At 72.7% G+C, this 26,840-nt stretch carries 24 protein-coding genes; 10 read left to right on the top strand and 14 right to left on the bottom strand.

The annotated features are described in order from the left end of the window. The first annotated feature begins 93 nt into the window (after positions 1 to 93). Together IG62_RS0139265 and IG62_RS0139260 are read left to right on the top strand one after the other, a co-directional pair. A complete protein-coding gene (locus IG62_RS0139265; protein ID WP_030815478.1) occupies positions 94 to 417 on the top strand; it encodes an STAS domain-containing protein in 324 nt (107 codons plus the stop codon). Between the two features lie 328 nt (positions 418 to 745). Next, complete coding sequence (locus tag IG62_RS0139260) at positions 746 to 3,391, top strand: ATP-binding protein (protein WP_030815475.1); 2,646 nt, start codon at positions 746 to 748, stop codon at positions 3,389 to 3,391. 90 nt (positions 3,392 to 3,481) lie between these two features. Here the strand turns inward: IG62_RS0139260 and nucS are convergent, their stop codons facing one another. Beyond that, a complete protein-coding gene (nucS, locus tag IG62_RS0139255; protein WP_030414122.1) occupies positions 3,482 to 4,144 on the bottom strand; it encodes an endonuclease NucS in 663 nt (220 codons plus the stop codon). Between the two features lie 249 nt (positions 4,145 to 4,393). Between nucS and IG62_RS0139250 the strand changes: the two genes are divergently transcribed. Beyond that, on the top strand, positions 4,394 to 4,786 hold the full coding sequence (locus tag IG62_RS0139250; RefSeq protein WP_030815472.1) for an SCO5389 family protein: 393 nt from the start codon (positions 4,394 to 4,396) through the stop codon (positions 4,784 to 4,786). A gap of 109 nt (positions 4,787 to 4,895) precedes the next feature. Here the strand turns inward: IG62_RS0139250 and IG62_RS0139245 are convergent, their stop codons facing one another. Next, entirely contained in the window at positions 4,896 to 5,945 is a 1,050-nt protein-coding gene (locus IG62_RS0139245; RefSeq protein WP_030815470.1) for an LLM class flavin-dependent oxidoreductase, read from the bottom strand. A 193-nt stretch (positions 5,946 to 6,138) separates the two neighbouring features. Here IG62_RS0139245 and IG62_RS0139240 point away from each other — a divergent pair, with 193 nt between their 5' ends. Further along, positions 6,139 to 6,456: a hypothetical protein gene (locus tag IG62_RS0139240; RefSeq protein WP_030815468.1), complete on the top strand. Its 318-nt coding sequence runs from the start codon at positions 6,139 to 6,141 to the stop codon at positions 6,454 to 6,456. A 32-nt stretch (positions 6,457 to 6,488) separates the two neighbouring features. Here the strand turns inward: IG62_RS0139240 and IG62_RS0139235 are convergent, their stop codons facing one another. The 7 genes from IG62_RS0139235 to mce all read right to left on the bottom strand — a co-directional run bounded on the left by IG62_RS0139235 (position 6,489) and on the right by mce (position 17,438). Beyond that, entirely contained in the window at positions 6,489 to 7,799 is a 1,311-nt protein-coding gene (locus IG62_RS0139235) for an ABC transporter permease subunit (RefSeq protein WP_324604670.1), read from the bottom strand. Next, the gene (locus IG62_RS0139230) at positions 7,796 to 8,995 is read right to left on the bottom strand and encodes an ABC transporter ATP-binding protein (protein WP_030815457.1); all 1,200 of its coding nucleotides are present in this window, start codon (positions 8,993 to 8,995) and stop codon (positions 7,796 to 7,798) included. Before IG62_RS0139230 ends, IG62_RS0139235 begins: the two co-directional genes overlap by 4 nt. 531 nt (positions 8,996 to 9,526) lie before the next feature. Continuing rightward, positions 9,527 to 10,300 carry an ABC transporter permease gene (locus tag IG62_RS0139225; protein WP_030815453.1) on the bottom strand — a complete coding sequence of 258 codons (774 nt, stop codon included), beginning with the start codon at positions 10,298 to 10,300 and terminating at the stop codon, positions 9,527 to 9,529. A 3-nt stretch (positions 10,301 to 10,303) separates the two neighbouring features. Beyond that, positions 10,304 to 11,326 carry an ABC transporter ATP-binding protein gene (locus IG62_RS0139220; protein WP_051799194.1) on the bottom strand — a complete coding sequence of 341 codons (1,023 nt, stop codon included), beginning with the start codon at positions 11,324 to 11,326 and terminating at the stop codon, positions 10,304 to 10,306. A gap of 146 nt (positions 11,327 to 11,472) precedes the next feature. Next, the gene (locus tag IG62_RS0139215) at positions 11,473 to 12,411 is read right to left on the bottom strand and encodes a cellulose-binding protein (protein ID WP_030815447.1); all 939 of its coding nucleotides are present in this window, start codon (positions 12,409 to 12,411) and stop codon (positions 11,473 to 11,475) included. A 113-nt stretch (positions 12,412 to 12,524) separates the two neighbouring features. Next, positions 12,525 to 16,787, bottom strand: a complete 4,263-nt coding sequence (gene scy / locus IG62_RS0139210; protein WP_030815443.1) for a polarized growth protein Scy — start codon at positions 16,785 to 16,787, stop codon at positions 12,525 to 12,527. Positions 16,788 to 16,997: 210 nt separating this feature from the next. Beyond that, positions 16,998 to 17,438 (bottom strand): methylmalonyl-CoA epimerase, encoded by a 441-nt coding sequence (gene mce / locus IG62_RS0139205; protein ID WP_030815440.1) that lies wholly within the window; start codon positions 17,436 to 17,438, stop codon positions 16,998 to 17,000. Positions 17,439 to 17,575: 137 nt separating this feature from the next. Between mce and IG62_RS0139200 the strand changes: the two genes are divergently transcribed. Both IG62_RS0139200 and meaB read left to right on the top strand, forming a co-directional pair. Beyond that, positions 17,576 to 18,787 (top strand): acetyl-CoA C-acetyltransferase, encoded by a 1,212-nt coding sequence (locus IG62_RS0139200; RefSeq protein ID WP_078872510.1) that lies wholly within the window; start codon positions 17,576 to 17,578, stop codon positions 18,785 to 18,787. A 71-nt stretch (positions 18,788 to 18,858) separates the two neighbouring features. After that, complete coding sequence (meaB, locus tag IG62_RS0139195) at positions 18,859 to 19,818, top strand: methylmalonyl Co-A mutase-associated GTPase MeaB (protein ID WP_030815435.1); 960 nt, start codon at positions 18,859 to 18,861, stop codon at positions 19,816 to 19,818. Positions 19,819 to 19,874: 56 nt separating this feature from the next. Here the strand turns inward: meaB and IG62_RS0139190 are convergent, their stop codons facing one another. Beyond that, complete coding sequence (locus tag IG62_RS0139190) at positions 19,875 to 20,516, bottom strand: PepSY domain-containing protein (protein ID WP_030815433.1); 642 nt, start codon at positions 20,514 to 20,516, stop codon at positions 19,875 to 19,877. Between the two features lie 112 nt (positions 20,517 to 20,628). On the opposite strand from IG62_RS0139190, the gene IG62_RS0139185 reads away from it, so the two are divergent. Together IG62_RS0139185 and IG62_RS0139180 are read left to right on the top strand one after the other, a co-directional pair. Beyond that, a complete protein-coding gene (locus tag IG62_RS0139185) occupies positions 20,629 to 21,291 on the top strand; it encodes a response regulator transcription factor (RefSeq protein ID WP_030815431.1) in 663 nt (220 codons plus the stop codon). Positions 21,292 to 21,307: 16 nt separating this feature from the next. Beyond that, entirely contained in the window at positions 21,308 to 22,717 is a 1,410-nt protein-coding gene (locus IG62_RS0139180) for a sensor histidine kinase (RefSeq protein WP_030815429.1), read from the top strand. A 42-nt stretch (positions 22,718 to 22,759) separates the two neighbouring features. On the opposite strand, the gene IG62_RS0139175 is transcribed toward IG62_RS0139180, so the two are convergent. The 4 genes from IG62_RS0139175 to IG62_RS0139160 all read right to left on the bottom strand — a co-directional run bounded on the left by IG62_RS0139175 (position 22,760) and on the right by IG62_RS0139160 (position 25,411). Continuing rightward, complete coding sequence (locus IG62_RS0139175) at positions 22,760 to 23,236, bottom strand: MarR family winged helix-turn-helix transcriptional regulator (protein ID WP_030414106.1); 477 nt, start codon at positions 23,234 to 23,236, stop codon at positions 22,760 to 22,762. A gap of 116 nt (positions 23,237 to 23,352) precedes the next feature. Then, positions 23,353 to 24,126 (bottom strand): AIM24 family protein, encoded by a 774-nt coding sequence (locus IG62_RS0139170; protein WP_030815426.1) that lies wholly within the window; start codon positions 24,124 to 24,126, stop codon positions 23,353 to 23,355. Then, positions 24,123 to 24,773: an AIM24 family protein gene (locus IG62_RS0139165; RefSeq protein WP_030815423.1), complete on the bottom strand. Its 651-nt coding sequence runs from the start codon at positions 24,771 to 24,773 to the stop codon at positions 24,123 to 24,125. Before IG62_RS0139165 ends, IG62_RS0139170 begins: the two co-directional genes overlap by 4 nt. After that, positions 24,773 to 25,411, bottom strand: a complete 639-nt coding sequence (locus IG62_RS0139160; RefSeq protein WP_078872509.1) for an AIM24 family protein — start codon at positions 25,409 to 25,411, stop codon at positions 24,773 to 24,775. Before IG62_RS0139160 ends, IG62_RS0139165 begins: the two co-directional genes overlap by 1 nt. A gap of 427 nt (positions 25,412 to 25,838) precedes the next feature. Between IG62_RS0139160 and IG62_RS0139155 the strand changes: the two genes are divergently transcribed. Beyond that, on the top strand, positions 25,839 to 26,189 hold the full coding sequence (locus IG62_RS0139155; protein WP_030815417.1) for a DUF3817 domain-containing protein: 351 nt from the start codon (positions 25,839 to 25,841) through the stop codon (positions 26,187 to 26,189). Continuing rightward, positions 26,186 to 26,482: an MTH1187 family thiamine-binding protein gene (locus tag IG62_RS0139150; protein WP_030815414.1), complete on the top strand. Its 297-nt coding sequence runs from the start codon at positions 26,186 to 26,188 to the stop codon at positions 26,480 to 26,482. Before IG62_RS0139155 ends, IG62_RS0139150 begins: the two co-directional genes overlap by 4 nt. The last annotated feature ends 358 nt before the right edge of the window (positions 26,483 to 26,840 follow it).

Raw genomic sequence — 26,840 nt, 5'->3', positions numbered from 1 at the left:
TATCGGTTCGCTTACAGGCGGCAACTTCGCCGCATGAGAGGCAGTCAGATCTGTAGACGTCCATGCATGAACCCATGACACAGGGGAGCGCATATGCACATCAGGGGCGACCACGCCGGGCTGGTCGTCGAGGGCCGCCTCGACGTCCGCAGCGCGGCGGACGCCCGGACGGCGCTGCACGCGGCCGTCGACTCCGGTCGGGGTGACCTGGTGCTGGACCTCACCGCGCTGGATTCCTGGGACGCCACCGGCCTCGGTGTGATCATGGGCGCACACCGTAGGGCCGGCCGGGTCAACCGGCGGCTGGTACTGCGCGGGGTGCCGCCCCAGATGCAGCGTCTGCTGGTCGCCACCCGGCTCCACCGCATCCTCGCCATCGAGGGCGGCATCGAAGCCGAATCGCTTCCCCGGGTGTGACAGCCCGGGCACGAGAAGGGGGCGCGCCGGAGGAACGGGGGGCCTGCGCGCTCCCGGAAGCGTTGCGCAACCTTTCCGGAAGCCCCTGCGCGCTCCCGGAGAGGTCACGCACAGAACACGCCACAACAGCTGAACCGGGAGCTTTCGGGCAGTGCCCGCCCCCGCCCGTGCGAGGCCCCGCGCTCCGGGTCTAAGGTTCGGATCCCGCCCGTATGCCATCATCCGCGGCGGACACCGGACCGGACGCGACGGCGGGGGCCACCTGCCGCGGCAGACGCGCGCGGACGGCCGGAGCGCATTCGGCACGGTACACGTGGGAGCTTGCAGCATGGACCCGAACACTCACCGGGGACCTGAGGAATACGGCGAGCAGGGCACTCCTGCAGATCCGCCGGCCCCCGCGTTCGGCGGCGCGAAGGGCGGCCCCGGCGGCCCGGCCCGCGTCGTCCGGCTCGTCTCGGGCAACTACCTCGTCACCGTCAACCCCGTCGACGGCAGCGAGATAGAGCCCTGCCCGCCCGGCGAACGCCCCGCCGAACCCGTCAGGCTCAGCGCCCAGGAGCGCGCCACGGCCGCCCGCGCCGCCGCACCCCCGGTGCCCCCGGGACCGCCCGGATCCGCCGGGCACGGCAGCACGCTCGAAGAGCGCACCGAGGACATCGAGCGCCTGGTCCGGCTGCTCTCCCGCGGCCGCTCCGTACGCCTCACCGGCCCGGCAGGCTCCGGCCGCACCCGACTGCTGGACGCCGTCGCCACCGCCTGCACCGACCTCGCCCCCGACGGCGTGGTCCGGCTCTCCGGCTACCACCGCACCGCCACCGACCTGCTGTACGCCCTGTTCGCCGCGGTCCACCGGGCCCCGCAGCACCGCCCGGACCGGCCCGAGCTGCTGCGCCTGGTCGCCGAGATCGGCGCCATCGTCGTCCTCGACGACCTCGAATTCGGCGGCGCCGCGCTCGACGAACTGCTCGACGCCACCCCCGAATGCGCCTTCCTGATCGCCGCCACCCCCGACGTCGCCGCGCCCAGCGCCGCATCGCACCTCGAAGAGGTCTTCCTCGGCGGCATCGGCCGGGCCGGCTGCGTACGGATGCTGGAACGCGCCGTGGACCGGCCGCTCACCGACGACGAGGCGGCCTGGGCCGCCGACCTGTGGTTCGAGTCCGAGGGGCTGCCGCTGCGGTTCGTGCAGGCCGCCGCCCTGCTCCGGCAGCGCGACCGGCACCGCAACCGTGCCGGCGCCCTCGACGACGGCTACGGCCTCTTCCCGGCCGAGCAGCCCGGAACGACGGACGGCGGCCGGGACACCGCCGGTACGGACGGCGCCGACGGGACCGACGGTACCGAGGACGCCCCCGATGTCCCGCTGCCCTCCCTCGGCGAGGCCGCCGCGCCCGCCCCGCTGCCCTCCCTCGGCGAGGCCGCCGCGCCCGCCCCGCTGCTCGCCGAGGGGCTGAGCGACGCCGCCCGGGAGACCCTGCGGTTCGCCGTCGCCCTCGGCGGCGAACTGCCGCACCAGGCGCACCTGCCGGCCCTCACCGAGGACACCCACGCCGACGCCGCCCTCGGCGAACTGCTCGCCTGCGGACTGATCACCCCCGTCGGCAGCCACTACCGGCTCGCCGCCACCGTCCTGGACCAGCTCACCGCGGCCGGCTACGCCGAGGACGCCACCGCCCGGGCGCACACCGCCGCCCAGCACTACGCCTGGTGGGCCGGCCACCCCTCGGTCACCCCCGAGCGGGCCGCCGCCGAGTCCGACGCCGCGCTGGCCGCGATGGCCGTACTGACCGGCAGCCGGGAGAGCGGACACGCCAGCGCGGCCGTACTGCTCGCCCGTACCGCCGCCCCCGCCTTCGCCGCCGCGCTGCACTGGAGCGCCTGGGAACGCGCCCTGCGGCACGGCCAGGAGGCCGCCCGGCTGGCCGGCGAGGTCGCCGAGGAGGCGTACTTCCACCACGAGCTGGGTGTCCTCGCGCTCTGCACCGGCAGCCTCGACCGGGCCCGCGCCGAACTGGAGGCGTCCATCGGACTGCGCGGCGTGCTCTCCGACCGCAACGGCGCGGTGGCCGGACGGCGCGCGCTGGCGCTGGTCACCGACCGGTCCCGGGCCGCCTCCGCGGCCACCACGGCCGTCCCGCAGCTCCCGCCGGCCGGCTCCGGCGGCAAGCAGTCCGCCGGGCCCCGCGCGGACGGGCCCACCTCGCCCGACGCGGTGTCCACCGCCAAGCTGCGGCGGCCGTCCACCGCCGAGGCGACCTCGGCGACCGTGACGACCCGCAACGTCTCCTCGACGGCGGCCACGACGGCCCTCCCGGCCACCACGGGCGCCGGCGGCGGCAAGGGCGTCAAGGCACTGCTCGGTGCCCGCCGCAACCTCGTCGCGGCCGGCGCCGGAGCCCTGCTGGTGGCCGTCTTCGGCACCGTCATCACCCTCGGCATGACCTCCGGCGGCGAGGAGGCCCCCGACAACAAGGTCAGCACCGAGCAGTCCACCGACGACGGCAGCAGCCCCGACCTGCCGGCCGCGGACCCCACCACCGGCACCGGTTTGCCGCCCACCGGCCACGGCGCCAAGCCCGCCCGGACCGGCCGCCCCGGCAGCCCGGCCCCGTCGACCAGCGGCTCCGCCACCACCGGCGAACCCACCGACCCCGGCACCGACCCGACCGACCCGACCGCCGACCCCACCACCCCGACCGGCCGGCCCACCACGCCCACCAGCCGGCCGACCCGCACCACGCACCCGCCGACCGACGAGCCCAGCACGTCCACGCCGACCGGTCCCACCGGCCAGCCGACGGACACGCCGACCGGCCCGACGGGCGACCCCACGACCGAAAAGCCCTCCCAGAGCACCGCCGCCTCCGCCTCCGCGCCCACCGGCAGCACCCCGGCGGGCACCGACGGCAGCAGCACGTCCTCCGACGGCACGGCCTCGTCCGCCGGCACGCAGAGCGCCCCGGCCGCATAACGCCCCGTACGACACGGCGCGACGGCCCGGTCCTCTCGGTACCGGGCCGTCGCGCCGTGTGCGTAGGGGGGCCGTTCCGCCGGGGCCGGGTCAGAACAGCCGGAGCTTGTCGTCCTCGATGCCGCGCAGGGCGTCGTAGTCCAGCACCACGCAGCCGATGCCGCGGTCGGTGGCCAGTACCCGCGCCTGCGGCTTGATCTCCTGCGCCGCGAAGACGCCCTTCACCGGCGCCAGGTGCGGGTCGCGGTTGAGGAGTTCGAGATAACGGGTGAGCTGCTCGACCCCGTCGATCTCGCCGCGCCGCTTGATCTCGACGGCCACGGTCTGCCCATCGGCGTCCCGGCACAAGATATCCACCGGCCCGATGGCAGTGGGGTATTCACGCCGAATCAGCGAATAGCCCTCGCCGAGGGTTTCGATCCGGTCCGCGAGGAGTTCCTGGAGGTGCGCCTCCACACCGTCCTTGATGAGGCCCGGGTCGACGCCCAGCTCGTGCGAGGAGTCGTGCATGACCTCTTCGAGGGTGATGATGAGCTTCTCGCCCCCCTTGTTCTCCACCGTCCACACGTCCCCGTCGCCCTCCTTGAGAGTGCAGGGCGGGGACATCCAGTTGAGGGGTTTGTAGGCCCGGTCGTCCGCGTGGATGGAGACCGAACCGTCCGCCTTCACCAGAATGAGGCGCGGTGCGGAGGGGAGGTGGGCGGTGAGCCGGCCCGCGTAGTCCACGGAGCAGCGGGCAATGACGAGACGCATGGTGCGCCACGCTACTCGACCGAGGGCCGGCTACGCGATTCGCCCTGGACCGAGGTGCCTTTACGGGGGAAACCCCCGCACCCCAGGCGCTCACCAATGGCCGGTTGTATGTGCAATCTCCTGGTGCGGGCCTCTTGCGCGGCATACCGTTGAAGCGGGGGGTCGTGAGGCGAACACGCTCCGTCGCGAAACCCCTTGTCCCAGCCCTAGGCCCCGCCCGTCCCGGCGGGGCCGCGAGAGGAGAACCTCATGTCGCTCGACGTCTCACCGGCCCTCCTCGAACAGGCCGAGCGAGGCGAGGTCGACGAAGCCGCTTTTGTCGACTGCGTCCGGAACTCCCTCCCCTACGCATGGGGGATGATCAGCTCTCTGGTGGCCCAGCTGAAGGTCGACGGCGGAGAGTTCGCCGACAACCAGACGCCGCCGCCGGACGAGCAGGCGCGCGGTCAGCTGCTGCGCGCACTGGCGAGTGACGCGATCCGCGGTTCGCTGGAGCGCCACTTCGGGGTGCGCCTCGCCTTCCAGAACTGCCACCGGGTGGCGGTCTTCCCGCTCGACCCGGCGGTGGACGACCGGCTGGCCCGGTTCACCTCCATCCGGGGCCAGCTGCTCAATCAGTCGCCCGAACTCCGAGACTGCTGAACGGAGTTGCTGCCGCTGCCGTATGCGGGGTTGGGCGCGCCCCGCAGACGGTGCGCCAGCGGCAGCACCACCGCACGACGACGGCGACCACACGCCGCCGCCCCACGGATCACACCAGTTGCGGCAGGACCTCGGTGCCCAGCCGGCGGACGTTCTCCTCCGTCGCCGCGAGATCGCCGGAGCCCTCGACGAGCAGCGCGAAGCGGGTGATGCCGGTGCGCTCGGACGTCGCCGCCAGGCGGTCCGCGCACCACTGCGGCGGGCCGACCGGATGCAGCCCGCACAACAACTCCGTGTACGCCAGCGGATCGCGCATCGACCGGTAGCGGCCATCGACCGTCACATGCGCGCCCAGACCCTGGCGCAGCCAGCCGGGCATCGCCTTCATCAGGGTCTCCGTCGCGGCCTCGCGGGCATCGGCGATCTGCACCACACCCGCCGAGACGTGCTCGGCCGCGGCGATCTCCTCCGGGTCCCGGCCGGCCTCGCGCGCGGCCGCCCGCCACAGCGCGATCATCTCCGCCTTCTCCTCGTCCCCGCAGTGCATGCCCAGCAGCATGGGCAGCCCGCGCGCGGCGGCCATCCGCACCGACGACGGGGAGGTGCAGGCCACCACCACGGGCGGGCCCGGCGGCCCGGTCCCCGGTTCGTCCGGATCGATCAGCGCCTGGTCCGGCCGCGGCACCACCGCCACCTCGCGGAAGGCGTACCGCTCGCCCTGCGCACCGACCCGGGGCTCGCGCAGCCAGCGCAGCAGCAGATCGAGCGACTCGGGGAAGCCGTGGTCGTACGCGGCGAGCCCGGAGCCGAAGACCTCCAGATCCACCCAGGGGCCACCCCGGCCGACGCCGAGCGTGAACCGCCCCTCGGACGTCAGGTGCAGCAGCGCCGCGGACTCGCCGAGCGCCACCGGATGCTGGGTCGGCAGCACGCTCACCGCCGTCCCGACGCCGATCCGGCGGGTCCGGCCCAGCAGCAGCGCGGCCAGCGTGACCGCATTCGGGCAGACGCCGTAAGGTACGAAGTGGTGTTCCGCCAGCCAGACCGCATCGAGGCCGGCCTCCTCCGCGACCACGGCGGAACGCACCGCCCGGTGCAGTGCTTCCCCCTGTCCCTGACCGGGGAATTGAGCGGCCAGGATGAAAGCTCCCACACGCATCGCTCTCTGCCTCCTCGCAGCCGACGCGGCTTCCCCCCTTACAGGCAACAACGCCTGACACGTGCCAAGGGCACGGCCTCGCCGGGAATTTCCCGATGATCACAGAATCCTGCCGTCCGGAACGGGCCGTGCCGAGCGCCGCGTACGCTGGTGACAGCCCGTGACCCCGCTTCCCCCCTTATGAGGTGTGCCCGTGTCCCCGCGTCGAAACCGCCAGCGCGGCGGTGCGAAGCCCATCGACCGCACGGGCAGCGACCGTTACGGGCTCGAACGGACCGAGGACTGGCGCGGCGAGGACTGGGTCGTACGGCAGGTCGGGGGCGGCGGCGCGGCCAAGCACTACCGCTGCCCCGGCTGCGACCAGGAGATCCCGCCCGGCGTCCCGCACGTCGTCGCCTGGCCGCAGCACGGCGACGTCGACGACCGCCGGCACTGGCACCGGGCCTGCTGGAACGCACGGGACCGCCGGAGCGCACGGCTCCAGCGGTCCCGTAATGCGCCTCGCTACTGAGGCCCTGCCCGGTTCACCGGGTCCGGGTCGTCCTAGACATCGCGCTGGGCGATGGCGGCGTAGGCACCACCCAGCACCACCGCGGTGACCCCGGCCAGGATCCACAGCGGGGTCCAGCCCGAGGGGCCGCTGGGCAGGAACGGGATGTCGTAGAGCGTCGCGAGCGCGCTGGGCACGGAGTACTCGATCAGCGCCCGCTGGAACTCCTTCACGCTCTCGCCCTGCAGGAACAGCGCCAGCAGCATCGGCAGCAGTACCAGGCCCATCATGGCGCTGATGGCCCCCGCCGAGTGCCGCAGCAGCGTGCCCACGCCCAGCGCCAGCAGACCGAGCAGCGCGACGTACAGACCCGCGCCCAGGGTGGCGCGCAGCCACTGGTCGGTGGTCGGCGCCGGGCCGTTGAGCATCCCGAAGTCGAGCAGCGCGACCAGCGTGGTGGCGATCGTGGTGATCACCAGCGCCAGCCCGAAGAACACGATCGCCTTCGCGGTCAGCACCCGCACCCGGCTGGGGCAGGCGGTCAGCGTCGTACGGATCATGCCGGTGCCGTACTCCGAGGAGATCGACAGCACGCCCAAAGTGATCACGCAGAGGCTGCCGAGCAGGACGCCGACGAACCCGACGGCGAGCAGCGGGTCCATCTCGCGGTCCGAGCCCGCGGCGAGGGTCGCGAGCAGACCGATGCCGACGATCAGCAGCAGCATCACGCCCAGCGTCCAGATCGTCGAGCGCACCGAGCGGATCTTCGTCCACTCCGACGCCAGCGCATGGCCGAGATGAGCCGGCCGCACCGGAATGGGCGAGACATAACCGGCGCCCATGGGGGCCGGCGGCGCGACCGGCGGCTGCGCCTGGGCCTGCGGCTGCCCCTGCGGCGCGGGCGCCGGTACGGGCGGCTGCGCCTGGGCCTGCGCCTGGAGGATCATCGTGCCGCCCCCGTTGGCCGGGGGCTGCGCCTGCGGGGCGGCGGCCTGCGGGGCCTGGGCGGGCGGCTGCGGCCGGTCCTGCTGCTGGGGCTGCTGGGGCTGAGCCTGCGGGGGCTGGGCCTGGAGCATCATCGTGCCGGCGTCCTTGCCCTTGCCGGGCCCGTGCGCGGCGAGCGGCCGCGGCTCGGGCATCGGCTGCGCCTGGAGCATCATCGTGCCGCCCTCCTTGGCCGGAGGCGGGGCGGGGGCCTGGGCCTGGAGCATCATCGTGCCCGCGTCCTTGGCGGGCGCAGGCTGCTCCGGCGCGGGCGGCGCGGCGGGCGGCACGGGAGGTGCGGCGGGCGGCGCCGGCGGCTGGGCGGCGGCTTCCTGCGGGGCGCGCTCAGGCTGGGGCTGCGGCTGCTGAGGGCTGGTCATCGGGCGTCCTCGGTGTGGGGCACGGTCTGGTCGGCGGGGGCGGCGGGCGGCATCGGCGCGGCGGGCGGCTGCCCGTAAGGGTGGGGCGCCCCGTACGGTGCGGGTGCCCCGTACGGGTGACCCTGAGCCGGCGCGGGCGGCGGGTACCCCGGCCCGGGAACGGCGCCGGCCGCCTGCTGGGCGTACGGGTTGGGCATCTGCCCGGGAACCCCCGGGCCGCCGCCGTACCCCTGCGGGGCGTACCCCGCCGGGACCTCCTGCAGACCGGCCCGCGGGTCGCTGGTCGAGCGGTAGTCCACGGCGCCCTGCGTCATCCGCATGTACGCCTCTTCCAGGGACGCCTGGTGCGGCGACAGCTCCCACAGCCGGACGTCGGCCTCGTGCGCGAGGTCACTGATCCGCGGCAGCGGCAGCCCCGTCACCCGCAGCGCACCGTCCGGCTCCGGCGTGGCCCGACCGCCCGCCTCGCCGATGGCCGCGGTCAGCTTCTCGCGCTGCTCCGGCTCGGAGTCGGGCGTCCGCACCCGGGCGAAATCGGCCGAGTTGGCCGAGATGAAGTCCTTGACCGACATGTCCGCGAGCAGCTGCCCCCGGCCGATCACGATCAAGTGCTCGGCGGTCAACGCCATTTCGCTCATCAGGTGCGAGGAGACGAAGACCGTACGCCCCTCGGACGCGAGCTGCTTCATCAGGTTCCTGACCCAGAGGATGCCCTCGGGGTCGAGGCCGTTGACCGGCTCGTCGAAGAGCAGCACCTGAGGATCGCCGAGCAGCGCCGAGGCGATGCCGAGCCGCTGGCCCATGCCCAGCGAGAAGCCCTTGGACCGCCGCCCGGCGACGTCCTGAAGACCGACCACGCCCAGCACCTCGTCGACCCGCCGGGCCGGGATGCCGGACAGCTGCGCCAGCGACAGCAGATGCGCGCGCGCACTGCGTCCGCCGTGCACGGCCTTGGCGTCGAGCAGTGCGCCCACCTGGCGCGGGGCGTTCGGGAGGCTGCGGAACGGCCGGCCGGCGATCGTGGCGGCCCCCGACGTCGGTGCGTCGAGCCCCAGAATCATCCGCATGGTCGTCGACTTCCCGGACCCGTTGGGCCCCAGGAAGCCGGTCACCGTGCCCGGCCGCACCTGGAACGACAGGTTGTACACGGCCGTCTTGGCGCCGTAGCGCTTCGTCAGGCCGACTGCCTCGATCATTCTCCGCCCCTCGCAGATGGTCGGGGCAGAGGCGCCCTCGTGCCCCCGTGAGGATTAGGAGGCTATCGGTGCGTTGACGGTTCCCGGTAATCCCACGTACCCGTCTGCTGCGCCGCGGGGCTCGCCGTTGCGCTTTGCGCGCCCCCGCACGTAGCTCGCCGTCCCGCCGCGGGTCGTCTCGCCGTTGTGTTTGGGACTGCTGTCGCTTTACGTCCCAAACACCGGCCCCTCCGGCCCGTCCCCTCCCGTTGGGGGAGGGGGAAGAAGGTGGGTGGGGGTGGGCGTTGGGGGTGTAAGGGGTCCTTGGGACCCGTAGGGGTCGGTCCCCCCACCAACGGGAGGGGACAGACCGGAGGACGAAGTCTGTAGGGCTGTCACCGCACCCAAAAACACCACGCCCGCCGCCAGGCGCAACGGCGAACAAGCCCCGCGGCGGGAGGGCCGACAACGTACGCGGCGCCGCAAAGCGCAACGGCGAGACGACCCGCGGCGGGTCGGCCAGGTACGTGGGCGGAACAGCCAAGCGCAGCGTCACGCGTCGCGGCGCTTCAAGAGGACGTATCCGCCGGCGAGTGCCAGCACCGTCCAAGCGATCATGATGCCCAGCCCGCCCCACGGTCCGTAAGGGACGTCCTCGCCGGCGCGGGGGACGACCTGCATGATCTTCGAGCCGGCCTGGTCGGGCAGGAAGCGGCCGATCTTCCTGGTGGCGGAGACGTTGCCGAGGATGTTGGAGATCAGGAAGAAGAACGGCATCAGGATGCCCAGCGACAGCATCGGGCTGCGCAGCATCGTGGCGACCGCCATCGAGAACAGGGCGATCAGCGTCATGTAGAGGCCGCCGCCGATCACGGCGCGCAGTACGCCCGGGTCGCCGAGGTGGGCGCGCAGATCGCCCAGCATCGCCTGGCCGGCGAAGAACGTCACGAAGCTGGTGGCCAGGCCGACGACGAAGACCAGCGCGGTGGCGACCAGCAGTTTGCAGAACAGGAACGTGCCGCGCTGCGGCACCGCGGCCAGCGAGGCGCGGATCATGCCGGTGCTGTACTCGTTGGAGACCACCAGCACGCCGAAGACGATCATCGCGAGCTGGCCCAGTCCCATACCGGCGAAGCTGATGTTGGTGGCGTCGAACGACAGCCGGTCCCGGGGCGGCATGGAGTTGAAGTCGTGGTTGGCCAGGGTGCAGATCAGCATGCCCAGCCCGACGGTGACGAGGACGGCGATGCCCAGCGTCCACACCGTCGACCGTACCGATCTGATCTTGGTCCACTCGGACCGGATGACCTGCCCGACCGCCGCCATGGGTCAGCTCCTCTTCTTCTGCCAGTCCGTGCCCCAGCCGGTCGGCTGCGGCTCGCCCGGCCGTGCCCCGGCCGGCTGGGGTGTTCCCGGGACGGCGGCGGTCCGCACCGGCACCGGCTCGCCGTTGTGCGCGTGGTACTCGACCGATGCGGCCGTCAGCCGCATGAACGCCTCTTCCAGGGACGCCTGCTGGGGGCTCAGCTCGTGCAGGGTCAGGTGGTGGGCGGCGGCCAGTTCGCCGAGCCGCTCGGCCGGTACCCCGTCGATCTCCAGCGCACCGCCCCCGGCCGCCACCGCGTGGATGCCCTCGGCGCGCAGCAGGTCGAGCAGCTTCTGCTGTTCCGGGGAGCGCATCCGGACGTACGAGCGCGAGTTCTGGTGGATGAAGTCCTTCATGGACGTGTCCGCCATCAGCCGGCCCTGGCCGATGACCACCAAGTGGTCGGCGGTCAGCGCCATCTCGCTCATCAGGTGGGAGGAGACGAAGACCGTACGGCCCTGGGCCGCGAGGTGCTTCATCAGGTTGCGGATCCAGTGGATGCCCTCGGGGTCGAGGCCGTTGACCGGCTCGTCGAAGAGCAGCACCTGCGGATCGCCGAGCAGGGCGGCGGCGATGCCCAGCCGCTGGCCCATGCCGAGGGAGAAGCCCTTCGCGCGTTTCCTGGCGACCGAGCTCAGCCCGACCATTTCGAGCACCTCGCCGACCCGGCTGCGCGGGATGCCGTTGCTCTGTGCCAGGCACAACAGGTGGTTGGCGGCGCTCCGGCCGCCGTGCACCGCCTTGGCCTCCAGCAGCGCGCCGATGTACGTCAGGGGGTCTTCGAGCTGGCGGTAGTGCTTGCCGTCGATCCGGACCGTGCCCGACGTCGGGTTGTCGAGATCCAGCATCATCCGCATGGTGGTCGACTTGCCCGCGCCGTTGGGGCCGAGGAAGCCGGTGATGATGCCGGGCCGCACCGTGAAGGTGAGGTGGTCCACCGCGACCTTGTCGCCGTAGTGCTTGGTCAGCCCCTCAAGCTCGATCATGTACAGCACGCTAGGCGCGCCTGGGCGGCCCGGCCACCGGGGCGGGGCCGGCTGGCTGACCCCCTGTACGACCGGGCCCCCGCCACCGCCTCAGAGGGCGGTACGGGGGCTCGGTCGAATCCGGCGAAAACCTTCCGACGGGTGGTTCAGCGCGTTTGCTGGGCCGGGACGCCGCGGGAGACCGCCTCGTCGTCGCCGGGGGTACCGGCCGCGGCGACGGCCGCACCGGTCAGCGTGGCCAGCATCTCGCGGACGTTGGTCAGCTGGGCGTTGATGGAGTCCCGGCGGTTGGTCAGCGCCGCCAGCTCGCGCTCGGATTCGCTGCGGATACGGTCCGCCTTGGCGTTGGCGTCCGCCACGATGTCCTCGGCCTGGCGCTGCGCGGTCTCCACCGTCTGGCGGGCCCGGCGCTCGGCGTCCGTACGCAGCTTCTCGGCCTCCAGGCGGAGCTGCTCGGCGCGGTGCTCGATCTCGGCGAGCCGCTTCTCGGCCTTGGCCTGACGGGAGGCGAGGTCGCGCTCGGACTGCTCGCGGCGCTTGGCGAGGTTGGTCTCGAAGTCGGCGGCGGCCTGGGCGGCCTTGGCGCGGGTCTCCTCGAAGAGGGTGTCGGCCTCCTCCCGCTTGGACTGGGCGTCCTTCTGGGCCTCGGCGCGCAGCGTGGACGCCTCACCCTTGGCCTTCTCGACGATCCGGGCGCCCTCGTCCTCCGCCTTCGCCTTGCGCTCGGCGGCGAACGCCTCCGCGTCGTTGCGGACCTGCTGGGCGGCCGACTCGGCCAGCTCACGGTGCTGCTCGGCGGCGCGGCGGGCCTCCTCGCGCAGGTCCTTGGCCTCCTCCTCGGCGAGCCGGAGGATCTTCTCGACGCGCGCTCCGAGGCCCGCGTAGGACGGTTCGGCGTCATTGACCTGCGCCTGGGCGTTCTGGGTTTCGAGGTGGAGTTCCTCGATCCGCTTTTCCAGCGACGTGATGCGGGCCAGCGCGCTGTCGCGGTCGGCGACGAGCTTCGTGATGCGGTCATCCACCTGACCGCGGTCGTACCCACGCCGCACGAGCTCGAAGCCGAAGGGGGAGGAAGTGTCGCTCATGGGGTTCCTGTCGAAGAGACCGGTGAGGTGATAAGGAGAATCCTAGGGGTCACAACGGCGTGTCATCGAGTCATTGCCCGTTTGATCTGGAGAATGACCCCTCATTTGAGTGGCTACCCTTCAGACTGCTTGCCACTCGAACGAGTTGCTCCGGCGCCCGCGCCCGCTTTCACCCCGTTGCCCTTGTTTTCGCCCCCTCCGCCGGGTGTCTCGAAGGACTCCAAAGCCTCCAGAACGTCCTGAACGCGGGAGATTTCGGCGTTGATGTCCTCCCGTCGGCGGACCAGGGTCTCCAGCTCGCGCTTGCCCTCGTCCACGATGCGGGCGGCCTCCTCCCGGGCCTCCTCGCGCATCCGCTCCGCGTCGCGCACCGCCTCGGCCTTCTTGTTCTCGGCCTCCTTGATCAGGCCCTCGGCCTTCTTGACCGCCGCGATCCGGACCTTGCTCGCCTCGCTGTTGGCGTCCGCCATCATCCGGTCGGCCTTCTCCTCGGCCTCCACCTGCTGCGCGGTGGCCTGCGCGATGAGCTTGTCGACCCGCTCGCCGGCGTTCTTCATGGTCTCCGCCGACTCCCGGCGGGCCCGCTCGTGCAGCTCCTCGACCTCGGACTCGATCCGCTGCCGCAGCTCCTCGGCGCGCTCCCTTATGGCGGTGGCGTCCCCACGGGCCTCCTCCAGCAGCGCGTTGGCGTCCGTACGGGACTTCTCCACCCGGGCGTTGCTGTCCGCGGTCGCCTCCGCGACCAGCCGTTCGGCCTCCTTGCGGGCCGCCCCGACCATCGTGTCGGCCTGCTCCTCGGCCTGGGTGGCGACCTTCAGCGCCTCCTCCTGGGCCTTGGCGATCAGCTGGTCGGCCTGCTCCGCGGCGTCCCCGCGACGCTTGGCGGCGTCCTTGCGGGCCTCGTCGAGCAGCCGGTCGGCCTCCTCCTGGGCCTGCGCGCGCTGCCGTTCGGCGGCTGCCTCCGCGTCCTCCTTGATTTTGGCCGATTCGTTACGGGTGCGGCCGGCGTGCTCCTGCGCGGCGGTGACCGTCTCGGCCGCCTCGGCCCGCAGCCGGTCCGCCTCCGCGGTGGCGGTGGCGATCATCCGGTCCGCCTGCTCGCGGGCGTCGGCCCGGGTACGGTCCGCCTCCCGCTCGGCGTCCGCGGTGGTCTCCGCGGCCTCGGCGCGCAGCCGCTGCGCCTCCGTCGCGGCCTCCGACACCAGCGTGTCGGCCTGTTCCGCGGCGTCCGCGCGGGCCTTGTTGGCGTCCGCGCGCGCCTGGTCGCCGGTGCGCTCGGCGTCCCGGCGTGCCTGCTCCAGCACCTCGGCCGCCTCGGCGCGCAGCCGCTCGGCCGTACCGGTCGCCTCGGCCACCAGGGACTGCGCCTGCTGCTCGCCCTCCGCGCGCAGCAGCTCGGCGGCCTCCTGCGCCTCCCGGACCGTACGGTCCGCGTCGTCCTGCGCCGAAGACGTCAGCTCGGTCGCCTCGGTGACGATCCGTTCGGCCTCCGAACGGGCCTCGGTGATCAGGCGGTCGGCCTGCTCCGCGGCCTCCGACCGCATCCGGTTCGCGTCCTCGCGCGCCTCGGCGCGGGCCCGCGCGGCGTCCTGCTCGCCGGCCGCCAGCGCGTTGGAGGCGTCGGTGCGCAGCGCCTGCGCCTTCGCCGAGGCGTCCGCGACCAGCTTCTCGGCCTGCGCGGTCGCCTCCGCGACCAGCCGGTCGGCCTGCTCGGCGGCCTCCGTGCGCGCCGCGTTGGCGTCCCGGCGGGCCTCGTCGAGCACCCCGGCCGCCTCCGTGCGCAGCCGCTCGGCCTCCTCGATGGCCTCCGCGACGGCCCGCTCGGCAAGGGTCTTGGCGGCCTCCGACGCCTCCTGCGCCTCGCGCCGGATGCGCGCCGCGTCCTCCGAGGCCCGCTCCCGCTCGTCGTAGGCGTCCTTGCGGACCCGGTCGGCCTCTTCCTGGGCCTCCGTAGTGGTGCGCTCCGCGGCGTGTTCGGCCGCCGACCGCAGTCCGGCGATCTCCTCGGCGGCCTGCTCGTGCAGCCCCGCGACCGAGTCCCGCACCTGCTGCGCGGTCTGCTCGGCCGTCGCCACCAGCTCGCCGGCCCGCCGGTCGGCTTCCTCGACCAGCCGCTCGGCCTCCTCCTGCGCCTCGGTCACCCGCGTACGGGCCGAGGCCAGCAGCTCCTCGCTCTGCTCGCGGGCCGCGGTGCGCTCCTGGTGGGCCTCCTCGCGGGCCTCGCCCAGCAGTTGCTCGGCCTCCCGGCGGCGCCGCGCGGCCTCCTCCTGAGCCTCGGCCAGCGCCTGGGCCGCCTCGGTGCCGGTGCGCTCCGCGGCGGCCGCGGCCTCCGCGCGCACCCGGTCCGCGGTCTCCTGCGCCTCTGACTTGAGCCGTTCGGCCTCGGCCGCCGCCTCGCTGCGCAGTCGTACGGCCACCGACTCGCCCTCGGAGCGCGCCGCGGCGGCGTCCGCGGCGGCCTCCGTGCGCAGCCGCTCGGCCTCCTCCTCGGCCTCCTGCTGGAGCGTGCGGCGCCGCTCGGCGGCCTCGGCCTTGAGCCGGGCGGCCTCCTCCTGCGTCTCGCGGCGCAGCCGTTCGGCCTCCGTGCGGGCCTCGCGCAGCGACTCCTCGGCGGCCGCGACCCGCTCCTCGGCCTCGGTACGCAGCCGGTCCAGTTCCGCCTGGGCGTCGGTGCGCAGCTGCCCGGCGGCCTCCTCGGCCTCCGCGCGCAGCTTCGCGGCGCTCTTCTCGGCCTCCGACGTCAGCTCCTCGGCGGCCTGGGTGCCCTCCAGCAGCAGCTGTTCGGCCTCCGCGCGCGCCCGCTCCAGCGCCTCGTCGGCCTGCCGGCGCAGCGCCGAGGCCCGCTCGATGGCCTCCGTCCGGACCCGCTCGCTCTCCGCGACGGCACCCGAACGGGTCTCCTCCGCATCGGACTTGGCCTTGGCCAGCAGCTCCTCGGCGGTACCGGCCGCCTCCTCGATCTGCTGGACCGCCTCGCGCCGGGCCTCGCCGCGGATCCGCTCGCCCTCGGCGACCGCGTCGGCCCGCAGCTGCTCCGCCTCGCCGCGCAGCCGCCGCGCCTCCTCCTGGAGTTCGACGGTCTTGGCGCGGTACTCCTTGGTGTCGTCCTTCGCCGCGCCCTTGAGCTGCGCCGCGGTGTCGTGCGCCTCCTCGCGCAGCCGGTCGGCCTCGGCCTCGGCCTCCTTGCGCAGCCGTTCGGCCTCCTCGGCGGCGGCCTTGGTCGCGGCCTTGGCGTCCTCGGACGCCTTGGTCAGCATCTCCTCGGCGGCCCGCGCGGCCTTCGCCAGCTGCGCCGCGGAGTCCTCCGCCGCCTTCGACCGCGCGGCCTCCTGCGCCTCGGCCAGCAGCCGCTCGGTCTCCGCACGGGCGTCGGCCCGCAGTTGCTCGGCCTCGGCCTTGAGCGCCTCGGCCTCCTTGGTGGCCTCGCCGACCAGCCGGGCGATCTCCGCCTTGGCCGTACGGGTGCGCTGTTCGTTCTCCGACTCGGCGGCCGACAGCCGCTTCCCGGCGCTCTGCTGCGCCTCCTCGACCAGCTTCTCGGCCTCGGCGCGCGCCTCACGCAGCGCCGTGTCGGCCTCCTGCAGCCGGGCCTCGGCGGTACGGGTCAGCTCGGTGGCCGCCCGGCGTGCCTCCTCCGACTCCGTGCCGGCCGCGGTGCGCAGCTGCTCGGCCTGATCCGTGGCCTCCTGGGCCTGGTTGGACGCGGCGGTCAGCAGCCGTTCGGCGTCCGTGCGGGCCCGGCGCAGGAGGGCTTCGGCCTCGGCGCGGGCCGCTTCGGCCTCCGAACCGAGCCTGGCCCGGGACTGCTCGATCAGCCGCTGGGCCTCGGCGCGCGCGGACGCCAGGGCCGCTTCGGCCTCCGCCCGGGACTCCTCCATCAGCCGGCGGGCCTGCGACTCCGTGCGGGCGCGCAGCTGTTCGGCCCAGGCGACGTTCTCGTTGACGTGCGATTCGACGGTCTGCCGGCGCTCGTTGAGCTCCTCGTCGAGCCGCTGGCGGCGGCTGACCGCCTCGGCGTGCAGCTCGGCCTCCAGCCGGGCCTGCCGCTCGGCCTGCTCCTGCAGCAGCCGCTGGGTCTGTGCCCGTGCCTCGCGCAGCTCCCGCTCGGCGTCCGACCGCAGCTGATCGGCCTGGATCTGCGCGTTGCGCAGCAGTTGTTCGGCCTGGTGGCTGATGTTGTCGTAGGCAGGACGGGTCGCGAGATTGCGACGCGCCTCGTGCAGCTTGGCGCGCAGCACCTCGACCTGGTAGCCGAGGTCGTCGGCGTGCTGGACGGCCTTGTCCCGCTCGGTCTTCAGCCGCTCCATCTCGGCTTCGAACTGCGAGAGGTGGTCGTCCTCAGCCCACTTACGCTCCTGGCGCTCGTTGCCCCGCACTGCGCGGTCCCATCCGTCCCCTGGTCATGGTGGCGGCCGGCTCCGGTCCTGCGGTGCTCGTCCCGTACACGTCACGTCGTACCCGACTGGCACCCATTGGAGCTGACCCTTCTCCGAAGAAATGGTGTCAGATCATCGGCAGAGTATGGACCGAGCCCCACTTACGTACCCCGGCCGAAGCTGCACTCTACCGGCCGGGGAACGTGAAGGTCAGTGGTCCGTGGTGGCGGGGGGTGCGGCGGTGACGAGTTCGGTGAGCACGCCGTGGCAGTCCTTGGGGTGCAGGAAGGTGATCCGCGAGCCCATCGAACCCGTCCGGGGCTCGTCGTAGAGCACCCGGACGCCCTTGCCGCGGATGGCGTCGGAATCCCCGTCGACGTCCGCGGTGCCGAAGGCGATGTGGTGGACGCCCTCGCCGTTCTTGGCCAGCCATTTGCCCACCGCGGAGTCCTCGCGGGTGGGCTCCAGGAGCTGGAGGTAGGAGGCCCCGCCGTCCGAGGTCTCGTTGATCTTCAGCATGGCTTCCCGAACGCCCTGCTCCTCGTTGACCTCGGTGTGGAACACCTCGAAGCCGTACGTGGCACGGTAGAACTCGACAGTCTTGTCGAGGTCGAAACAGGCGATCCCGATGTGGTCGATTCGCGTCAGCATGGTTCCAGTGCACCCCTCTCACGACTGGTTACGCAACGTGCGCGCGATCACACCTGCTGGCCGGTGACCCGAGGGGTACCGCTCAGTACATTGACGGGAACCCTCGTTAACTTCCCTGCAAAGGAAGGCCGCATCGCATGTCTGACACCAACGGCACGAACGGCACAACCTCAGTAATCGTGGCGGGAGCCCGTACCCCGATGGGGCGGCTCCTCGGATCCCTGCGGACCTTCTCAGGCGCCGATCTGGGCGGCTTCGCCATCAAGGCGGCGCTGGACCGGGCGGGCATCGGCGGCGACCAGGTGCAGTACGTGATCATGGGCCAGGTGCTGCAGGCCGGGGCGGGGCAGATCCCGGCGCGCCAGGCCGCCGTCAAGGCCGGCATCCCCATGAACGTCCCCGCGCTCACCGTCAACAAGGTGTGCCTCTCCGGACTGGACGCGATCGCGCTGGCCGACCAGCTGATCCGTGCGGGTGAGTTCGACATCGTCGTCGCCGGCGGCCAGGAGTCCATGAGCAACGCGCCGCACCTCCTCCCCAAGTCCCGGGAGGGCTACAAGTACGGCGCCGTCGAGATGCTCGACGCGATGGCCCACGACGGCCTGACCGACTCGTTCGAGGGCATCGCCATGGGCGAGTCGACCGAGAAGCACAACACCCGGCTGGGAATCGCCCGTCCGGAGCAGGACGAGATCGCCGCGGCCTCGCACCAGCGGGCCGCCGCCGCCCAGAAGAACGGCCTCTTCGAGGCCGAGATCACCCCCGTGGAGATCCCGCAGCGCAAGGGCGACCCGGTCCTCTTCAGCAAGGACGAGGGCATCCGGGCGGAGACCACCGCGGAGTCGCTGGCCAAGCTGCGCCCGGCGTTCGCCAAGGACGGCACGATCACCGCCGGCACGTCCTCGCAGATCTCCGACGGCGCGGCCGCCGTCGTCGTGATGAGCAAGGCCAAGGCCCAGGAACTCGGCCTGGAATGGATCGCGGAGATCGGCGCGCACGGCAACGTCGCCGGCCCCGACAACTCGCTGCAGTCCCAGCCGTCCAACGCCATCAACCACGCCCTGGGCAAGGAGGGCCTGACCGTCGCCGACCTCGACCTGATCGAGATCAACGAGGCGTTCGCGGCGGTCGCCGTGCAGTCAATGAAGGACTTGGGGGTCTCCCCGGAAAAGGTGAATGTCAACGGCGGCGCGATTGCCCTGGGTCACCCGATCGGGATGTCCGGTGCCCGCATCGTGCTGCACCTGGCCCTGGAACTGCGCCGGCGCGGCGGCGGGACCGGCGCGGCCGCGCTGTGCGGTGGCGGCGGTCAGGGCGACGCGCTGATCATCCGCGTACCGGGTAAGTAAGCGGCAGCCCGTACGCGCGTGCGTACGGGCCGCCGAGTCGGGTACCAGCGAGCCGAAGGAGCCGAGCAGCGATGGTGGACGTCCCCCAGCTGGTGGAACAGGCACGGCAGGGCCGGCCGAGGGCGGTGGCCCGGCTGATCTCCCTCGTGGAGGGGGCGGCGCCGGAGCTGCGCGAGGTGATGGCGGCGCTGGCGCCGCTCACCGGCAACGCCTACGTGGTCGGGCTGACCGGCTCACCCGGCGTGGGCAAGTCCACCACCACCTCGGCCCTGGTCACCGCGTACCGCAGGACGGGCAAGCGGGTCGGCGTGCTCGCCGTCGACCCGTCCTCGCCGTTCTCCGGCGGCGCGCTGCTCGGCGACCGGGTCCGGATGAGCGAGCACGCCTCCGACCCCGGCGTCTACATCCGCTCGATGGCCACCCGCGGCCATCTGGGCGGACTGGCCTGGGCCGCTCCGCAGGCCATCCGGGTCCTCGACGGGGCCGGCTGCGACGTGATCCTCGTCGAGACGGTCGGGGTCGGCCAGTCCGAGGTGGAGATCGCCTCCCAGGCGGACACCTCCGTGGTGCTGCTCGCGCCCGGCATGGGCGACGGCATCCAGGCGGCCAAGGCCGGAATCCTGGAGATCGGTGACGTATACGTCGTCAACAAGGCCGACCGGGACGGCGCCGACGCCACCGCCCGGGAGCTCAACCACATGCTGGGCCTCGGCGAATCCCGGGCGCCCGGCGACTGGCGGCCGCCCATCGTGAAGACGGTCGCCGCCCGCTCCGAGGGCGTCGACGAGGTCGTCGAGGCACTGGAGAAGCACCGGGCCTGGATGGAGGAACACGGCGTCCTGGCCGAGCGGCGCCGCGCCCGGGCCGCGCACGAGGTCGAGACGATCGCGGTCACGGCGCTGCGCGAGCGGATCGGCGACCTGAGCGGCGACCGCCGGCTGGAGGCGCTGGCCGAGCGGATAGTGGCCGGCGAGACGGATCCGTACCGGGCGGCGGACGAACTGGTCGAAGGGGTCACCAACGGCGGCTGAGCGGCGGGGGATTGCCGGGGGCCGCCGGTGGCAGCAGCCCCGGCGTGCCGGCCGGCTCAGTCGTCCCCGCCGTCGTTGTCGTCGTCCGCGTCGTGTGCCGGGGCGGTGCTCAGGGCGCCGGTGTGCGGGTCGACGAGGAGCTGGTGTTCCGTGCCGTCCTTGGTGACGGTCTCGACCTCCCAGACGGCCTGGGCGCGGTGGTCGTCGTCCAGTTCGACGGAGGTCACCGTGCCGTGGTCCGCGGCGGCCTCGCGGGCCGCTGCGGCGGCGTCCGTGCGGGCGTTCTTCAGGGCGGCGCGCTCCCTGGCGTGATCGTCGTCGTCCTCGCGGTCGACGTGCTGGTTCAGCACCCGTGCCGTCCGCGCGTCGAGGGTGACCTCGTGCCACTTTCCGTCCTTGCCCAGGACGTCCGCGTCCCAGACCAGGCCCGGGCGGTCCTGGTCGAGGTCCAGGCCGGAGACCTTGCCCGGGACGGCCTTCAGGGCGGCGGCCGCGGCCTGGGGAGCGGTCACCCGGGCGGCGCCGGCCTCGCGGAGGTCCTCGGTGTCCTGGTGGGCGTGGACGGCCGCCGGCGCGGCTGCCGGCGCCGCGGCCGGTGCGCTGCCGGAGCCGCTGCCGCCGACCGCGACGGCGGTGACCGTACCGCCCGCCAGCAGGGCGGCCGCGGCGGCGGTGGCGATGACGAGGTGGCGCTTCATGTGCTCTCCTCCGTAGTGGCGAATGCTGTGCCGCCACAGTGGCCGAACGCACCTGAAGCCGAGCTGAAGCCGGCTGAAGGGCTCTTCAGGTTCCGGATGGCAGGCTTCGTCCATGCGCCTGTTGATCGTGGAGGACGAGCAGCGGCTGGCTCTGTCGCTGGCCAGGGGCCTGCGGGCCGAGGGATACGCGGTCGACGTGGTGCACGACGGCCTCGAAGGGCTGCACCGTGCCGGCGAGGGCGCCTACGACCTGGTCCTGCTGGACATCATGCTGCCCGGCATGAACGGCTACCGCGTCTGCGCCACGCTGCGGGCGGCCGGCAACGAGGTGCCGATCCTGATGCTGACCGCGAAGGACGGCGAGTACGACGAGGCCGAGGGGCTGGACACCGGCGCCGACGACTACCTGACCAAGCCGTTCTCGTACGTGGTGCTGGTGGCCCGGGTGAAGGCGCTGCTGCGGCGGCGGGGGCGGAGCGCCGCGCCGGTGCTGCGGGTGGGGGCGCTCGCCGTGGACCAGGGGGCGCGCCGGGTCGAGCGGGACGGTACCGAGGTCGCGCTGACCGCGAAGGAGTTCGCCGTACTGGAGCAGCTGGCCCTGCGGGCGGGGGAGGTGGTGTCCAAGGCGGAGATCCTGGAGCACGTGTGGGACTTCGCCTACGACGGGGACGTCAACATCATCGAGGTGTATGTGAGCGCGCTGCGGCGCAAGCTCGGCGCCGGGCACATCGTGACGGTGCGCGGCGCGGGATACCGGCTGGTGGCCGGTGCGTAGGGCGGCGGGCCGGGTCCTGGGGTCGGTACGGGCCAGGGCGGCGGCCGGCGCGACCGTGGTGGTGGCGCTGGCGCTGATCGCGGCCGGTACGGCGGTGCTGCTGGTGCTGCGCGGCAATCTGCAGGACCAGGCCGGGCTGCAGGCGGAGGTCGCGGCGCGCGAGGTGGCCGCGCAGATCGCCACCGGCACGGCGTACCCGAAGCTCGATCTGCCGGACGGCGAGGACCATCCGGTGGTGGTCACCGACGAGGACGGGCGGGTGCTGGCGGCCGGCGAGGACGTACGGGCCGTCGACGGCCGGCCGGTCAAGGGCCCACCGGCGGGCAACGGCGGCGCCGGATCCGTCCGTTCGGGTGACGACGATGACGAGGACGACGACCGGGGCGGGCTGCGGCCCGGGGAGGTCGACGAGGACGTGCACCACCGGGACGGGACCGCCGACGTCGACGGGGCGGTGGCGGCCTACCGGTTCGCGGTGGTGGAGGCCGAGGACGGCCGGGGCGAGAAGGCCGTGGTGCGGGCCGGGTCGGCGCTGGCACCGGAGCGGGCCGCGGTCGGCTCGGTGCGGACCGCCATGCTGATCGGGCTGCCGCTGCTGCTCGTGGTGGTGGCGGGGGTGACCTGGCTGGTCACCCGGCGGGCGCTGCGGCCCGTCGAGGGCATCCGGTCGGAGATGGCGGCGATCACGGCCAGTACGGATCTGAGCCGGCGGGTGCCGGTGCCGTCGTCCCGGGACGAGATCGGCCGGCTGGCCCGCACCACCAACGAGACGCTGGCGGCGTTGGAGACGAGTGTGGAGCGGCAGCGGCGGTTCGTCGCGGACGCCTCGCACGAGCTGCGCAGTCCGATCGCCAGCCTGCGGACCCAGCTGGAAGTGGGGGTGGCGCACCCCGAGTTGCTGGACGTGCCGGGCGCGGTGGCGGACACCGTGCGGCTGCAGCGGCTGGCGGCGGATCTGCTGCTGCTGGCGCGGCTGGACGCGGGGGAGCGGCCGGCCGCGGCCCGGGTGGACCTCGCGGCGCTGGTCCGGGAGGAGCTCTCGCAGCGGGCCGGGGACCGGATTCCGGTCAGCACCGGTGAGCTGGCGGGCGTCGAAGTGGCCGGTTCGCGCGGCCAGTTGGAGCGGGTGCTGGGGAACCTGCTGGACAACGCGCAGCGGCATGCGGCCGGGGAGGTGCGGGTCGCGGTGGTGCGCGCGGGGGAGTGGGCGGTGCTGCGGGTCGAGGACGACGGTCCCGGGGTGCCGGAGGCGGACCGGGAGCGGATCTTCGAGCGGTTCGTCCGGCTCGACGACGCGCGGGCGCGGGACGACGGCGGGGCCGGGCTGGGACTGGCCATCGCCCGGGACGTGGCGGTCCGGCACGGCGGCACGCTGGCCGTACGGGACCGGGCGATCTTCGAGCTGCGGCTGCCGGCGGCCGGCTGAACCGTGGCGGCCGCGGCCCCGGGCGGGGCCGCGGCCGGGCGGTCAGATCGTGCCGCGCTGGGCGCGGAGGTGTTCGGCCACCGGGGTGAGGGAGGCCCGGAGCGACTGGAGGTCCTCGGGGGCGAAGAGGTCGATGAAGTGCTTGCGGACCGAGGCGACATGGTGCGGGGCGACCCGGCGCATGGTGTCCCAGCCCTCCTCCGTCAGCACGGCGTAGAGGCCACGGCGGTCCGATTCGCAACTCTCGCGGCGTACCAGGCCGGCGTTCTCCATCCGGGTGATCTGGTGGGAGAGACGGCTCTTGGACTGCAGGGTGCTGGCGGCCAGGTCGCTCATCCGGAGCCGGTGGTCCTCGGCCTCGGAGAGGTTGACAAGGATCTCGTAATCGTTGTTCGTCAGGCCGAACGGTTGCAGATCGCGCTCCAGTTGGTGCATCAGCAGTCTGCTGACGTCCAGATGAGTGCGCCAGGCACGCTGCTCCTGGTCGGTCAGCCAGGGAGTGTCGCTGTCGGTCGTCATGGAAGAATTCTACCTGTTAAAAGTTGAATAGTGAATTAATCCCCGTTGAGGTGACGACGACCGGCCGGGGCCGGATGTGGGTCAGACGTTCGAGGTCACCGTCCGCAGACTACCGCTCACAGCCCGAAGCGGCGCTGGAGGCTCCCGAGGTTGCCGGGCAGCTGGGGCAGTTGTGAGCCACTTTGCGGAACGTGTCCGCCGCCGCCCGGAACGCCCTCCTCCACCGGGACCGCGCCGGTCGCCAGCTCCGGCATCAGCTGCTCCGTCGACTGCAGCAGGACCGTGCCGGCCCCCACGAACTCGAACTGGTGCTCCTCGCCCGACGCCCCTCCGATACCGGTGTGCGCACGCAGCCCGCCGAGGAATCCCCGCAGGTACTGGTGGTCGTAGTGGTGGCACGGCGACGGGCAGTCGGCCCAGCCGACGAGCGCCTGCGGGTCCACCCGGATCGGCGGCTCCATGAAGACCACCGGTCCGTTGGACGCGGCCACGAACTTCCCCGTTCCGATCAGCGTGAGGAAGCCCGGGATGATCGACTGCTTCAACGACAGAGATGGCTGAAACGCGAGCAGATTGCCCGAGCGAATAGTGAGGTTGCCCTCATCGAGGTCGTAGGAATTCACGTCGAAGGCACGGTCCGCGAGCAGCATCTTTCCCCGGCCCTCGGCGACGACCCAGTCCGCGGCGTGCAGTGGCGAATGGAAACTTCCGGCGATCAGCCGGTCCAGCCGGCCGTGCCCGATGCCCTGGAAGTCGATCTGCCCGTAGTAGGCGATCATCTTCCCCTTCTGCAGGAACCACTGGCCGTTCAGATCGACGCTGAAGGCGTACGGATTGACGTTGTCATCGGCGGGGAGCGAGGCGACGTCGTGGACAACGGGACCGGTCACAGCTTCTCCTCCGAGGCCTGGACGTAGACGGTGCCCTGGCCCGACAGCTCCAGCTGGAAGGCCTCGCCCGAGCCGCGGCCGACCATGTCGCGCCAGCCGAGCGCGGTGGACAGTTTGTTGCGGACCTCGCCGCGGTGCGCGACGTACGCCTGGGGGTCGACGTGCACCGGGCGCTGCGGGGTGATCGGCAGCTCCAGCACGCCGCCGTGGGCCATCACCGCGGCCGAGCCGACGCCCGCGAGCGTCGTCGTGAACAGGCCCTGGCCGGTGACCTGGCCGCGGACCATGCCCATCACACCGCCCTGCGCGCCCATGAACATCGTGCCCTGCTGGAGCGAGCCGTCGAAGGCCAGCAGCCGGTCGGCCTCGACGTAGAGCGTCTCGCCCGTCAGGTCCACGACGTGGACGTGGTGGCCGCCGTGACCGAACATCACGGTCCCACTGCCCTCCACCGTCATCAGCGGCGTGGCCTCGCCGGCGATCCGCCGCCCGATCATCGAGCCGATACCGCCCTGGCCGCCCTGGATGTTCGGGGTGAACGTGACCTCGCCGCGGTACGCGAGCATCGCCCCGCGCTGGCTGAACATCCGCTGCCCGGGCGTGATCGTGGCCTGCACCATGCGGGAGTTGAGCGCCGTGAACGGCATCAGACCTCACCGCCCACGGTGTTGCGCTCGCTGGGCTGGACGTAGACCAGACCCTCGCCCTCGAAGCGGATCTGGAACGCCTCGCCCGAGCCCTCCCCCATGAACGTGCGGAAATTCACGCCCGACTGGAAGTGCTGCTTCAGATCGCCGGTGTGCGCCACATAGGCGCCCGGGTCGACCTGGAGCGGGTACTGCTTGGTGACCCGCAGCACCACCGCCGGGCCGTCCGAGGTGATCGCCGCCTGGCCGCTGCCCTCGACGGTGGTGGTGAACAGGCCGTTGCCCTGGGAGGCGCCGCGCAGACCGGTGAACGTCGTGCCCGTGCGCAGCGCCGCGTCCGTGCAGAGCAGATTGCTGGCCTCCACGTACAGCTTCTCGCCGTGCAGCTGCACCAGATTGATCTCACTGGCGCGGTCGGCGAAATAGCAGGTGCCGTGGCCCTTCACCTCCATCACGGCCATCTGCTCACCCGTGAGCCGCCGGGTGACCATGCCGCGCAGACCCTCGCCACCGCCGGTCATCTTCTTGAAGGACATCTGGCCGTCGTACGCGACCATCGCCCCGTTTTTCGCCTTGACGGCATCGCCCGTCATGTCGACGGCGAGCACCTTGCTCCCCTGGAGCCGAAACTGAGCCACGCGTCAGACGGTAATGGCCACCGGCCGCGCGGGGCAGGCCCTTTGCCCCTGACATGGCCCGGATTGCCCCCTGACATGACCCGGAGATCTCCCTGAGCCCGGACGCGGGGGTCGCTGCCGGGTTTCTCCTGCCGGCCCGCCGCGGACTGGCCGCCGGCCCGCTGCGGACTCGCCGCCGACCCGCTGCCGAGCCACTTCCGGCCCACTTCCGGCCCACTCCCGGCCCGCTCGGGGCGGGTTCCGGTCGGTCCCGGGGTGGTGCCCCGGTCGGTTCCGGTCAGTCCCGGGGGGCGTCCCGGCCAACCCCGGGGTGGTCCGGCTCACGTCCCCCCGACGCGGTGATCGCGGGCGCGGCTGTAACAATGGGGCGACGCTTGTGAACCCTTGCACAAGCCTGCTCCTCCCCCGCCACCCGAACGAGGTTCCCGTGGACATCAAGACCGCCGCCGCCCTGCACCGCCTGCGCCTGGCCTCCGTTCCGGAGGCCATCTCCTTCCCCGCGCTGCTGATCTTCGGCACCGGTTTCCGGCTCGCCTTCGACTACGACGCCCTGGTGATGCCGCTCGGCCTGATCCACGGCCTGCTGTTCATCACCTACGTGGTGCTGCTGCTGGACGTGTGGAACCGCACCAAGTGGCCCCTCAAGCGCGTCGCGTTCTTCTTCCTGCTGGCGATCCTCCCGTTCGGCGGCCTCTACGGCGACAGGGTGCTCAAGCGCGAGGAGGAGGCCGGTGTGATCGCCGCCCGCGCCCGCAAGGAAGGGATCGTCAACGCATGATCGTCGCCTTCTCGGTGAGCCCGCTGGGCGTCGGCGAGGACGTCGGCGCCTACGTCGCCGACGCGGTCCGGGTCGTCCGCGAGTCCGGCCTGCCGAACCGGACGGACGCGATGTTCACGTCCATCGAGGGCGAGTGGGACGAGGTCATGGACGTCGTCAAACGAGCCGTCGCGGCCGTCGAGGCCCGCGCCGGGCGGGTCTCGCTGGTCCTCAAGGCGGACATCCGTCCCGGGGTCACGGATGGTCTGACGTCGAAGGTGGCAACGGTCGAAAGACACCTTGCCGGGGGCTGACTTCCCACGTACCTGTCTGTCCCTCCGTCGGGGTTGCTCGCCGTTGCGCTTTGCGGCGCCCCCGCACGTACTTGTCTGTCCCGCCGCGGGTGTTGTTCGTCGTTGCGCCTGCGGCGGGCTGGGTTTGTGGTGGGTGCGGTGACGGGCCTCCGGGGCCGGTTGTGTGGACTGCTGGCGCTTTACGCTCCGCTGCGCTCCGCCTTCGCTCCTTATTGAGTCCTTGGAAGCGAAGCCCACACAACCGGCCCCTCCGGCCCGCCCCCTCCCGTTGGGGGAGGGGAATGCGGTGCGTGGGGGCGGGCGTTGAGGCATGCAAGGGAGCCTGGCTACCCCTACGGGACGGTCGAACAGAACCCGT

It is taken from the genome of Streptomyces sp. NRRL S-337, assembly GCF_000720175.1.
In the GTDB taxonomy this organism is placed as follows: Bacteria; Actinomycetota; Actinomycetes; order Streptomycetales; family Streptomycetaceae; genus Streptomyces; species Streptomyces siderophoricus.
The sequence above is the reverse complement of the archived record's forward strand: the minus strand, read 5'-3'. Positions and strand labels throughout refer to the sequence as shown.

What these genes read in the sequence shown, in the direction of transcription:
- IG62_RS0139225 (WP_030815453.1), bottom strand. Translation starts at nt 10,300, where the DNA reads ATGGCGGCGGTCGGGCAGGTCATCCGGTCCGAGTGGACCAAGATCAGA.
- IG62_RS0139215 (WP_030815447.1), bottom strand. Translation starts at nt 12,411, where the DNA reads ATGAGCGACACTTCCTCCCCCTTCGGCTTCGAGCTCGTGCGGCGTGGG.
- IG62_RS0139265 (WP_030815478.1), top strand. Translation starts at nt 94, where the DNA reads ATGCACATCAGGGGCGACCACGCCGGGCTGGTCGTCGAGGGCCGCCTC.
- IG62_RS0139250 (WP_030815472.1), top strand. Translation starts at nt 4,394, where the DNA reads ATGTCGCTCGACGTCTCACCGGCCCTCCTCGAACAGGCCGAGCGAGGC.
- meaB (WP_030815435.1), top strand. Translation starts at nt 18,859, where the DNA reads ATGGTGGACGTCCCCCAGCTGGTGGAACAGGCACGGCAGGGCCGGCCG.
- IG62_RS0139200 (WP_078872510.1), top strand. Translation starts at nt 17,576, where the DNA reads ATGTCTGACACCAACGGCACGAACGGCACAACCTCAGTAATCGTGGCG.
- IG62_RS0139185 (WP_030815431.1), top strand. Translation starts at nt 20,629, where the DNA reads ATGCGCCTGTTGATCGTGGAGGACGAGCAGCGGCTGGCTCTGTCGCTG.
- nucS (WP_030414122.1), bottom strand. Translation starts at nt 4,144, where the DNA reads ATGCGTCTCGTCATTGCCCGCTGCTCCGTGGACTACGCGGGCCGGCTC.
- IG62_RS0139165 (WP_030815423.1), bottom strand. Translation starts at nt 24,773, where the DNA reads ATGCCGTTCACGGCGCTCAACTCCCGCATGGTGCAGGCCACGATCACG.
- IG62_RS0139245 (WP_030815470.1), bottom strand. Translation starts at nt 5,945, where the DNA reads ATGCGTGTGGGAGCTTTCATCCTGGCCGCTCAATTCCCCGGTCAGGGA.
- IG62_RS0139260 (WP_030815475.1), top strand. Translation starts at nt 746, where the DNA reads ATGGACCCGAACACTCACCGGGGACCTGAGGAATACGGCGAGCAGGGC.
- IG62_RS0139230 (WP_030815457.1), bottom strand. Translation starts at nt 8,995, where the DNA reads ATGATCGAGGCAGTCGGCCTGACGAAGCGCTACGGCGCCAAGACGGCC.
- IG62_RS0139190 (WP_030815433.1), bottom strand. Translation starts at nt 20,516, where the DNA reads ATGAAGCGCCACCTCGTCATCGCCACCGCCGCCGCGGCCGCCCTGCTG.
- IG62_RS0139220 (WP_051799194.1), bottom strand. Translation starts at nt 11,326, where the DNA reads ATGATCGAGCTTGAGGGGCTGACCAAGCACTACGGCGACAAGGTCGCG.
- IG62_RS0139175 (WP_030414106.1), bottom strand. Translation starts at nt 23,236, where the DNA reads ATGACGACCGACAGCGACACTCCCTGGCTGACCGACCAGGAGCAGCGT.
- IG62_RS0139235 (WP_324604670.1), bottom strand. Translation starts at nt 7,799, where the DNA reads ATGACCAGCCCTCAGCAGCCGCAGCCCCAGCCTGAGCGCGCCCCGCAG.
- mce (WP_030815440.1), bottom strand. Translation starts at nt 17,438, where the DNA reads ATGCTGACGCGAATCGACCACATCGGGATCGCCTGTTTCGACCTCGAC.
- IG62_RS0139150 (WP_030815414.1), top strand. Translation starts at nt 26,186, where the DNA reads ATGATCGTCGCCTTCTCGGTGAGCCCGCTGGGCGTCGGCGAGGACGTC.